We start from the raw sequence: 8,667 nt of genomic DNA, 5'->3' as shown, positions 1-8,667 counted from the left end.
CGCAATGGCCGCCTGGAGACGGCGGACGGCGTGCTGGCCGGGGCCGATATCGACATGGCGGCGGCCGTGCGCGGCGCCATGGGCCTGATGGGCGTATCGCGGGAAACGGCGCTGGCCATGGCCTCAAAGGTGCCGGCGGACTTCCTGGGGCTGCCGGACGTGGGCCGCATCGCCCCGGGGGCCCGGGCGGACCTGGTGGAGCTGTCGCCCGACCTGGCCGTGCGCCGGGTGTGGATGGGGGGGAAGCCCCACTCCCCTGAGCTTGCTTACGACAAGGACGGACGGGGATAATAAAGCGGGACGCACCAATGGTTCTTGGCCACCCATTCCGTATTGGGCAGGTCGGCCTCCACCCCCATGATACGGTGACACGGCAGTTCGTAAACCTTGCCGGTGGAGGTGGGGATGCTCTGGAAGACGATGTATTTGTAGAAGCCGCCGCTCATGCCGTCGGGCAAGTGCACCCGGTCGGGGTGGACCGGGTCCAGCACATCGCGGGCATAGGCCCGCTTCCAGGCCACGATTTCCGGCATGCGCCGGATTTGCACGGTGCCGAAGGCGGCGCGGAACTCATCCATGCGGTGGTTCAGGCTCTGCACCTTGTAGCCCGAGCCCCGGCCGTAGTCCCGGTATGACCGGGCGTGGCGCAACACGTCCTCATGCCGGCTGACCACCACGCCGCCCTCGCCGGTGGTGATGGTCTTGGTGGCGTAGAGCGAGAAGATGCCGGCGTCGCCGAAGCTGCCCGGCTTCTGTCCGTTCCAGTCGGCGCCCACGGCATGGGCGCAATCCTCCACCAGGATGATGCCCTTGTCCCGGCAATAGGCCGCGATCTTGTGGATGTCGAAGGCGATATGGCCGCCGATATGGACGATAAAGGCCAGGGCCGGACGATGCCGTTCCGCCTTGGCCACGAAATCATCGAAGGACCCGCACAAATCGTGGCGGTTGCAGTCATAGAACACCACCTCCGCCCCTGACAGCTGGGCGGTGCGCGGCGTGGCCAGGAAGGTGTTGGATGGGCACAGCACGGTGGCGCCCCGCACCTTGAAATGGTCCAGCACGGCCATGGCGCCGCCGGCCCAATTGTCGAAGGCCACGGCCGGCAGCTCGTTCCACGCCCGCCAGGCATCCTCGAACTCCTCCAGCTGGGCGGCGTGGCTCCATTTGTTGGACCGCAGGATGGCGCGCCAGCGGCGCATGATCTCTTCCTCATCCCGGTCGTCGTACCCCAGGCTGAAGGGCAGGGGCGGGGAGGGGTTTTGGTCCGGCTGTCCGCTCAAAGCAAAGTATCCTTCACGTCCAGTTGGAACAGGTGGGCGCCCAGCGTCCGGCCATAGATTTCATATTGGTTGGCGGCGTGCTGGCGGGCGGCCTGGATGTCGGCGCAGACGCGCCCCAGCGGATTGGCGACCGACAGGGCGGAGGCGCCGGCGGCCTTGAACAGGCGCCGGGCCAGCCGGTCGCATCGTTCCACCACCGAGGTGGCCTGGACGCGATACAGCATGCGGTCGGCGATGGGCGCGTCCCGGCCCTGGCGGGCATGGTCCAGCATATGGTCGAAATTGCCTTCCAGGGTGCGGGTCATCTCGTCCAGCTCGGCCGCTGTCTCGCCGCAGGCCAGCTGGGCCACGGGATCCCCCAGGGGGCCGCCGCCGTTGGGACCGGCCCGCCGGCGGCTATGCTCGATGAAGGCGTCCAGCATGCCACGCAGGCCGCCCAGCGCCGGGGTGGAGATGGCGCGGAACAGCATCTGGGGCAGGGGGATGCGGTAGAGCGGCGCCAGGTTCACGGCCAGGCCGGGCCCGCCGCACAGGAAGCGTTCCTGCACCCCGTGGCGGCGATGGGCGGGGACGAAGCCATCCTCCACCGACACATCATGGCTGCCGGTACCGCGCAGGCCGAGGGTGTCCCAGGTGTCGTGGATGCGCACGTCGGCACGCGGCACCAGGAAGATGACATGCTCCGGCGTGTCGCCCTCCAGCGCCGCCATGGCGCCCAGCATGAACCAGTCGGCGTGGTCGGCGCCGCTGGAGAAACCCCAGCGGCCGCTGAGGCGGAAGCCGCCCGGCACGCGCGTGGCCTCGCCCGCCGGCATGTAGCTGGAGGCCAGCAGCGCCATCGGATCATCCCGCCAGACATCGTCCTGCGCCTCCGCCGGCAGCAGCGCCAGGTGGAAGGCCACCATGCCCATGACACCCTGCAGCCAGCCGATGGACATGTCCCCGGCGGACAGGGCGGCCTGCACGGCGAAGAAGGTGGCGGGATGACATTCGGCCCCGCCATAGCGCCGGGGCTGCAGCAGGTGGAACAGGCCGGCCTGCTTCAGGGCGTCGATCAGGGCGGCGGGGGCGCGGCGCTCACGCCCCCCCTCCGCCTTCAGGCTGTCGATCAGGGGCAGCAGCTGGTGGGCGCGGTCCAGGATGGCGGCGCGAACCTCAAGGGGCGTGAACGGCGCCGAGGCCCCCGGCACGTCCGTCCGTGTTCGCGACCATGATTCCGGCATGGGGCCCGCCCCCTGGTTCTTGTCCTTATCGGAAGGGCCGGCAACTCCGCCTGGGGCATGCCACCGGACCACCGATTAGATACCATATGAATACCAGCTTGTCCAGGTGAGCTGGCCATGCGACGCTGGCTCCAGCGATCCGGCGGGGATGCGATCATGCCCAACCTTGTCCTGAAGGCCGCCGTGGCCGATTACGGCCAACTGGCCGCGCGCGCCGCCTATCTCGTCGCCCAGGGACGGCCGGTGCGGCTGGAGCTGCACACATTCGGGGAACGGGACGTGACATCCGCCGCCGGCCTGGCCCTGGCCCGGCGGAATGTCGCCCGGCTGCGGGACGCGTTTCCGGTGGACGGGCTGATCGTCCATATCCCGCCGCAGTCGGTGCCGTTGGTCACCCGCGTCGGCTTCGATGCCGACCAATGCCGCCACACCCTGGCTTTCGCGTCGGAGATCGGGGCCGAGGCGGTGGTGTTGCATCGCTATTTCGACATGGTCTTCGGCCAGGCCCCGCCCCGGGCCCGCGACCGGGACGAGGCCGCCCAGGGCTTTGAGGAGGCGGTGCGCGACCTGGCGCACCTGGCGGGCGGCACGCGGCTGCTGGTGGAGAATGTCGGCCATTATTCCCTGCTGCCCCGTGATGGCCGCAGCTACATGACCGGCCCGCTGGATCATTTCTTCCCCTGGGAGATCCGGCGCTTCCGCGAGGCGGTGGCCCGCCACGGGCTTACGGGGGTGGAGCCGTTCATCGACGTGGCGCACGCCACCCTGTCGGCCAACCTGTTCAACCGCCGCCGCGCCCAGCCGCGCCTGACCGACGGCGACGCGCGCTTCGGCTGGATCACGACGGATGACCTGGACCGGGCGCACTGGCTGGAACCCTTCGATTTCGTGGATGAGCGGATGAGCTACCTGCACGTCTCCGATGCCATCCGCCTGGATGAACGCGCCTGCGCCGACCCGGGTCTGGACGCGGCCACCCTGGTGCGCGCCATCTCGTCCGAGGGGTTGGAGCTGGGTGCCGGCAACCTGCCCTTCGCCGACCTGCCAGCCCGCTTCGGCACCGACGGCGACGTGGTGCTGGAGGTGGAGCCGGCGGCGGGGGAGGATCATGTGACCAACGGCGCGCAGTTCCGCTCGCTGGAGGCGCTGTCGGGCCACTTTGTCGGCTGTACCTGCCACCGCCCGGCGGCCGGCCCGGGATTCTAGGGGTGGTCCCTTACAGCCGCACCGGGGCGGGCCAGTGGGTGGGGGGCTGGAATGGCGCCGCGTCGGCCGCCTGGTCGGCATAGCCGCGCGTCGTGGTGCAGGCGCATCCCGGCCGGGGCCGTTGCGGCCGATCCACCGCGCCCAGGCAGTCCGATACCAGGTCCAGTTGCAGCCGTTCGAAGGTGGGGGAGAAGCGGCCGGTCAGCCAGCCGATGACGAAGCCCGCCGCCAGCGTGCCCGCCGTCGTGGTGATGTAGCCCACGGTATCGATCTGTGGCACGGCGGTCAGGATGGGGTCCGGCCGCTCACCGTTCGCCGCCGCCAGGGCCGCCTGGTCGGCCGGGGCCAGGCGATCGACCACCGGCAGCAGTTCCTGCATCACCCGGGTGGGGGAGATCATGCCGCGGCAGCGGGGGCAGGGGTCGGCCGCCAGAAAGCGGACGATCTGCACCAGCTGGCCCGTGACGACCCCGTCGCGCCCTTCGATCAGGCCGCCGCAATCCACCGCCGGGATCAGGTAGCGGGTGGCGATGTCGGCCACCGCCATGCGGCTGGAGTGCTGGTCAGTGCAGCCCATCAGCACATCGGCCTGCAACACGGCGTCCAGCACCTCGGGCTGTGGCAGACGGCCGTTGATGGCCTCCACCACCGTGCCGGGGGCGTATTCCGCCACCGACCGCTTGGCGATGGTGACCTTGGGCACGCGGTTGGCCACGTCGGCCGGGGTGCTGCCGTGCAGGCGCTCCAGATTGGATTCCGAGGCGTGGTCGCTGTCGATGATGATCAGCCGGCCCACGCCGGCCCGTGCCAGGATGGGAATGGCGGCGGAGCCGGTGCCGCCCGCGCCGATGAGGGCGACGGTGGACCGTTGCAGGCGCTGGTACGCCTCGCGCCCGAAGGCGCTGGTCAGGCGTGCCACCCGCTCCGGTGGGATGGGCGGCTCCGGCGGCGGCTCGCCGTACGGCCAGGCGATCACGGCGGGGTCCCGCTCCGCCGCCACGCGGCCGATCTCATGCCAGGTGCCGTCGTGGAAGATGCGGCCGTGGACGGCGGTATCGCCCCCGATCTTGGAAACGATCAGGCTGACGAAGGGGCGGCCGGGGACGAGGTCGGCGAAATAGCCGGCCATGTACCGGTCCATCTCGTCATCCAGGGCGCTGGGCTTAGGCGCCACGCCGGCGGGATGGGCGTGGATGAAGCCGACGGCCAGCGGATGGCCCTCGGCCGCCAGGGCGGCGCGGCGCAGGGCGTTGGCCGTGATCTTGATCTCCGCCCCGCCGCCCTCGATATCGCCCGGCTGCGGCGGGTCGATGGCGGCCAGCGTGACCGCCAGGTGGGAGCCTGCCGTCCGCCAGCCGAAACGGGCGAAACAGCCGCCCTCCCGATCCGGCTGTCCCGTGAAGGTCGTGGCGAACAGCGCCTCCTTCTCCGGTGAGGCCAGGCGCAGCAAGCCTGTGGGCGTGGCGCGGTAGGGCTTCCCGTTCGGGGAGAGTCGCTCAGCCATGGCCGCCCATCACGAACTGGCGGGTGACCAGGAAGGTGTCGCCCGGGTGGATGTCCAGGGTGTCGGCCAGGGGCAGGGCCACCCAGTCGCCGGTGGGGGCGCTGCGTTCAACCACCGCGTTGTCCGCCGGCACGCCCATCAGGGCGGCGATGTCGGCGGCGGTCACCCCCTGGTTGCCGATGGCGAAGCGGCGGCGGTTGACCAAGATTTCGCAGGTTGCGCCGGCGGTCTGGGTCGGGCCGGCTTGATCGGGGGCCTGATCTGGGGTCAAGCTTGGATGGATCGGTGCAGCAGGCATCGCGGTTGGACTTCTGCTCGGTCGATTGGGATCGGTGTCGAGGCTAACAGTATAAAACCAGTTTGTCACCACTTGGCGAACTGGCATGATGATTGGAACAGGCGCGGTGCCGGTCGGTACGGGGCTAGGATGCGGAAAACCTCATGGATCGCTTGATCATCCGGGGCGGGCGGCGGCTGGCCGGCACGGTGGACATCGCCGGCGCCAAGAACGCGGCGCTGCCCCTGATCGCCGCCAGCCTGCTGAGCGATCGGCCGGTGACGCTGGCCAACCTGCCCGCCATCACCGACGTGGAAACCATGCTGGCGCTGGCGGGTGGCTATGGCGTGCGGGTGACGCGCGGACAGGCGCACCAGGTGACGCTGGACGCGGCGGCCGCCGTGAATGCCGAGGCGCACTACGACACCGTGCGCCGCGCCCGGGCGACGGCCCTGGTGCTGGGCCCCTTGCTGGGCCGCTTCGGGCGCGCCCGCGTCTCCCTGCCCGGCGGCTGCGCCATCGGCGCCCGGCCCATCGACCTGCACCTGAAGGCGCTGGCCGCCCTGGGCGCCGAGGTGGCGGTGGACGGCGGCTACGTCACCGCCCAGGCGCCACAGGGTGGCCTTACCGGCGCCCGCATCGTCCTGACCCTGCCCTCCGTGGGCGCCACGGAGACGTCGCTGATGGCCGCCGCGACGGCGCGGGGGGAGACGGAAATCCTGAACGCCGCGCGGGAGCCGGAGGTGGCGGACCTCGCCGCCTGCCTGGTGGCCATGGGCGCCCATATCGAGGGTGCTGGCACGCAGCGCCTTCTGGTGCAGGGGCCGGCCAGCTTCCGCCCGGCGACGCACACGCTGATCCCCGACCGCATCGAGGCCGGCACCTATGCCGTGGCCGCCGCCATCACCGGCGGCCGGCTGGAACTGATCGGTGCCCGGCTGGAACATCTGGCGGTTCAATGCCAGATCCTGGAGCGGGCGGGGGTCAGCGTCTATCCCACCGACCGCGGCCTGATGGTGGAACGGGGGGGGCATCTGCGCGCCACCGATGTCTCGACCGAACCCTATCCCGGCTTCCCCACCGACCTGCAGGCCCAGTTCATGGCCCTGATGTCGGTTGCGGAGGGGGCCGCCATGATCCGCGAAACCATCTTCGAGAACCGCTTCATGCATGTACCGGAACTGGCGCGCCTGGGTGCCGATCTCACCCTGCGCGGCACATCCGTGCTGGTGCGCGGGGTGGAGCGGCTGCGCGGCGCCCCCGTGATGGCGACGGACCTGCGCGCCTCCGTCTGCCTTATCCTGGCGGGGCTGGTGGCGGAGGGGGAGACGGTGGTGAACCGCGTCTACCACCTGGACCGGGGCTATGAGGATCTGGCGCGCAAGCTGGTACGCTGCGGCGCCGATATCGAGCGGGTGCCCGGCTGATGGACGACACGCTGTACCTGGGTGTGGATGGCGGCGGCACCGGCTGCCGCGCGCGGCTGGAGGATGCGGCCGGCACCGTCCTGGGGCAGGGCATCGCCGGCCCCGCCGCCACCCGTTTCGGTATCGAGGCGTCGTGGCAGGCCATAGAGACGGCGGCCCGCCATGCCATCGCGGAGGCGGGGCTGGATGCGGCACGGGTGGGCCGCATCCGCGCCGGCGTGGGCGTGGCCGGCATCGGCCGCAAGGGCGCCCGCGCGGCGCTGGAGGCCATCCATCATCCCTTCGCCAGTATCGCCTTCACCAGCGACGCCATGATCGCCTGTCTGGGCGCGCACGGTGGCCGGGACGGCGGCATCGTCATCGTCGGCACCGGTTCATGCGCCATTGGCCGTGTGGCGGAACGGGAGATGAAGTTCGGCGGCTACGGCTTCCCCATTTCCGATGAGGGCAGCGGCGCCTATCTGGGCCTGCGGGCCCTGCAGCACAGCCTGCGCGCCCATGACGGGCGCGAAGCGGGCAGCGTCCTGACGCGGGAATTGATGGCCCGCTTCCAGGGGGACCCGACGGAGGTGGTGCTATGGATGGACCGGGCGACGGCCACCGACTACGCCACCTTCGCCCCGCTGGTGTTGCGGCAGGCCGACCAGGGGGACGCCGTGGCCCGCCATGTGGTGCAGGAGGCGGCGGAGCATGTGAACGGCCTGGTGCGGGCGCTGTTGTCCGACGGGGTGCCGCGCGTCAGCCTGATCGGCGGCCTGGCCAGCGCCATGGAGGCTTGGCTGGCCCCCGACGTTCGCCGCCGCCTGTCGCCCACCCTGGGCGACGCCGTGACGGGCGCCCTGGCGCTGGCTGGGCGGGTAACCGACTGACCCTCACGCGGGGCGGACGACGATAAGGCTGGCGTCGTCCGATCGCTTCAGCCGCAGATGGCCGTGGTGGGGATCATCCGCCGCCTCGATGCGGCGCAGGTCGCGCAAGGCCGTTTCCGCCCTGGCCTGATCGTCCAGGTACAGGAAATCCGATGCCGTGGCCCGTCCGAACAGATCAATGAGGCGCAGAAAGCCGTCGGTGGCCAGGGCGACCGGACCGTTGTCCAAGGGAACCACCTGGCGGTCCACATGCGCCAACGCCTCGGTATCGGTGCTCAAAACCCAATAGCCATCCGTGGTGTTCATGGATTGGCGGTTGGCCCGCACCTGGCCCACGACCTGGTTCCACAGTTCGGACGGGGTCAGGTCGGGGGTCGCCTCCAGTGCCCGGCGGGCCGCCTGCAGGGTGCGCGCCTCGAAGACGGGAATGTTGGAAGAGCCGAAGACCCCCGCCCGCCCGTCGCGGTCGCGGTGGATGATCCCACAATCGCCGAGGGTGGTCATTTCCAGCCGGTCGTCGATCCGTCGCAGCAGGGCGAAGGCGGCGGATGGCCGTTCATGCCGGGCGCGGGGGCGTCCTTCGGTGGCGCCGATGAATGCCTGGGCGACATCCTCCACCACCCGGCGCAGCACGGTGTCGGTGGAAAGGCCATCGCTGTCCGCCGCATGCCGGCGCAGGGCCTGGTCCACCTGGCGCGAGAACCAGGCGGCATCGCTCAGACCCGTGATGGCGGCGCCGCTGATGCCCGTCGCCCCGTCGATGACCCAGGCCCAGTCGCCGTGGTGACCCGCCGCATCCTCGTTGGCCGACGTGCCGCCGGCCTCTGAAATCAACGCGCAAACCTGAAGCAAGCGTGGTCTCCCCTATCGCGTCCGGC

9 protein-coding genes are annotated in these 8,667 nt (G+C 70.6%); 4 read left to right on the top strand and 5 right to left on the bottom strand.

The annotated features are described in order from the left end of the window. Window positions 1-291: amidohydrolase family protein (locus tag FBZ90_RS26945; RefSeq protein ID WP_145736678.1), on the top strand; the 291-nt coding region annotated here is incomplete at its 5' end. Here FBZ90_RS26945 and FBZ90_RS26940 read toward each other — a convergent pair. Together FBZ90_RS26940 and FBZ90_RS26935 are read right to left on the bottom strand one after the other, a co-directional pair. Further along, window positions 267-1,283, bottom strand: coding sequence for a DegT/DnrJ/EryC1/StrS family aminotransferase (locus FBZ90_RS26940; protein WP_211102363.1), 1,017 nt, complete (start codon window positions 1,281-1,283; stop codon window positions 267-269). The genes FBZ90_RS26945 and FBZ90_RS26940 overlap by 25 nt on opposite strands. Next, complete coding sequence (locus FBZ90_RS26935; RefSeq protein WP_145736676.1) at window positions 1,280-2,506, bottom strand: acyl-CoA dehydrogenase family protein; 1,227 nt, start codon at window positions 2,504-2,506, stop codon at window positions 1,280-1,282. The genes FBZ90_RS26940 and FBZ90_RS26935 overlap by 4 nt, the downstream gene beginning before the upstream one ends. A 156-nt stretch (window positions 2,507-2,662) precedes the next feature. Here FBZ90_RS26935 and FBZ90_RS26930 point away from each other — a divergent pair, with 156 nt between their 5' ends. Next, window positions 2,663-3,712 (top strand): hypothetical protein, encoded by a 1,050-nt coding sequence (locus tag FBZ90_RS26930; RefSeq protein ID WP_145736675.1) that lies wholly within the window; start codon window positions 2,663-2,665, stop codon window positions 3,710-3,712. Between the two features lie 10 nt (window positions 3,713-3,722). Here the strand turns inward: FBZ90_RS26930 and FBZ90_RS26925 are convergent, their stop codons facing one another. Together FBZ90_RS26925 and FBZ90_RS26920 are read right to left on the bottom strand one after the other, a co-directional pair. Further along, window positions 3,723-5,216, bottom strand: a complete 1,494-nt coding sequence (locus tag FBZ90_RS26925) for a HesA/MoeB/ThiF family protein (protein ID WP_145736673.1) — start codon at window positions 5,214-5,216, stop codon at window positions 3,723-3,725. After that, window positions 5,209-5,487, bottom strand: a complete 279-nt coding sequence (locus tag FBZ90_RS26920; protein ID WP_145736671.1) for a hypothetical protein — start codon at window positions 5,485-5,487, stop codon at window positions 5,209-5,211. The genes FBZ90_RS26925 and FBZ90_RS26920 overlap by 8 nt, the downstream gene beginning before the upstream one ends. Window positions 5,488-5,657: 170 nt before the next feature. Between FBZ90_RS26920 and murA the strand changes: the two genes are divergently transcribed. Continuing rightward, entirely contained in the window at window positions 5,658-6,920 is a 1,263-nt protein-coding gene (gene murA, locus FBZ90_RS26915; RefSeq protein ID WP_145736669.1) for a UDP-N-acetylglucosamine 1-carboxyvinyltransferase, read from the top strand. Beyond that, complete coding sequence (locus FBZ90_RS26910; protein ID WP_145736667.1) at window positions 6,920-7,789, top strand: glucosamine kinase nucleotide-binding domain-containing protein; 870 nt, start codon at window positions 6,920-6,922, stop codon at window positions 7,787-7,789. The genes murA and FBZ90_RS26910 overlap by 1 nt, the downstream gene beginning before the upstream one ends. Before the next feature lie 3 nt (window positions 7,790-7,792). Here FBZ90_RS26910 and FBZ90_RS26905 read toward each other — a convergent pair whose 3' ends face one another. Beyond that, window positions 7,793-8,641, bottom strand: coding sequence for a PP2C family serine/threonine-protein phosphatase (locus FBZ90_RS26905; protein ID WP_145736665.1), 849 nt, complete (start codon window positions 8,639-8,641; stop codon window positions 7,793-7,795). Window positions 8,642-8,667: the final 26 nt, after the last annotated feature.

It is taken from the genome of Nitrospirillum pindoramense (assembly GCF_007827955.1).
GTDB classification, from domain to species: domain Bacteria; phylum Pseudomonadota; class Alphaproteobacteria; order Azospirillales; family Azospirillaceae; genus Nitrospirillum; species Nitrospirillum amazonense_B.
This window is presented reverse-complemented; position numbering and strand designations above follow the sequence as displayed.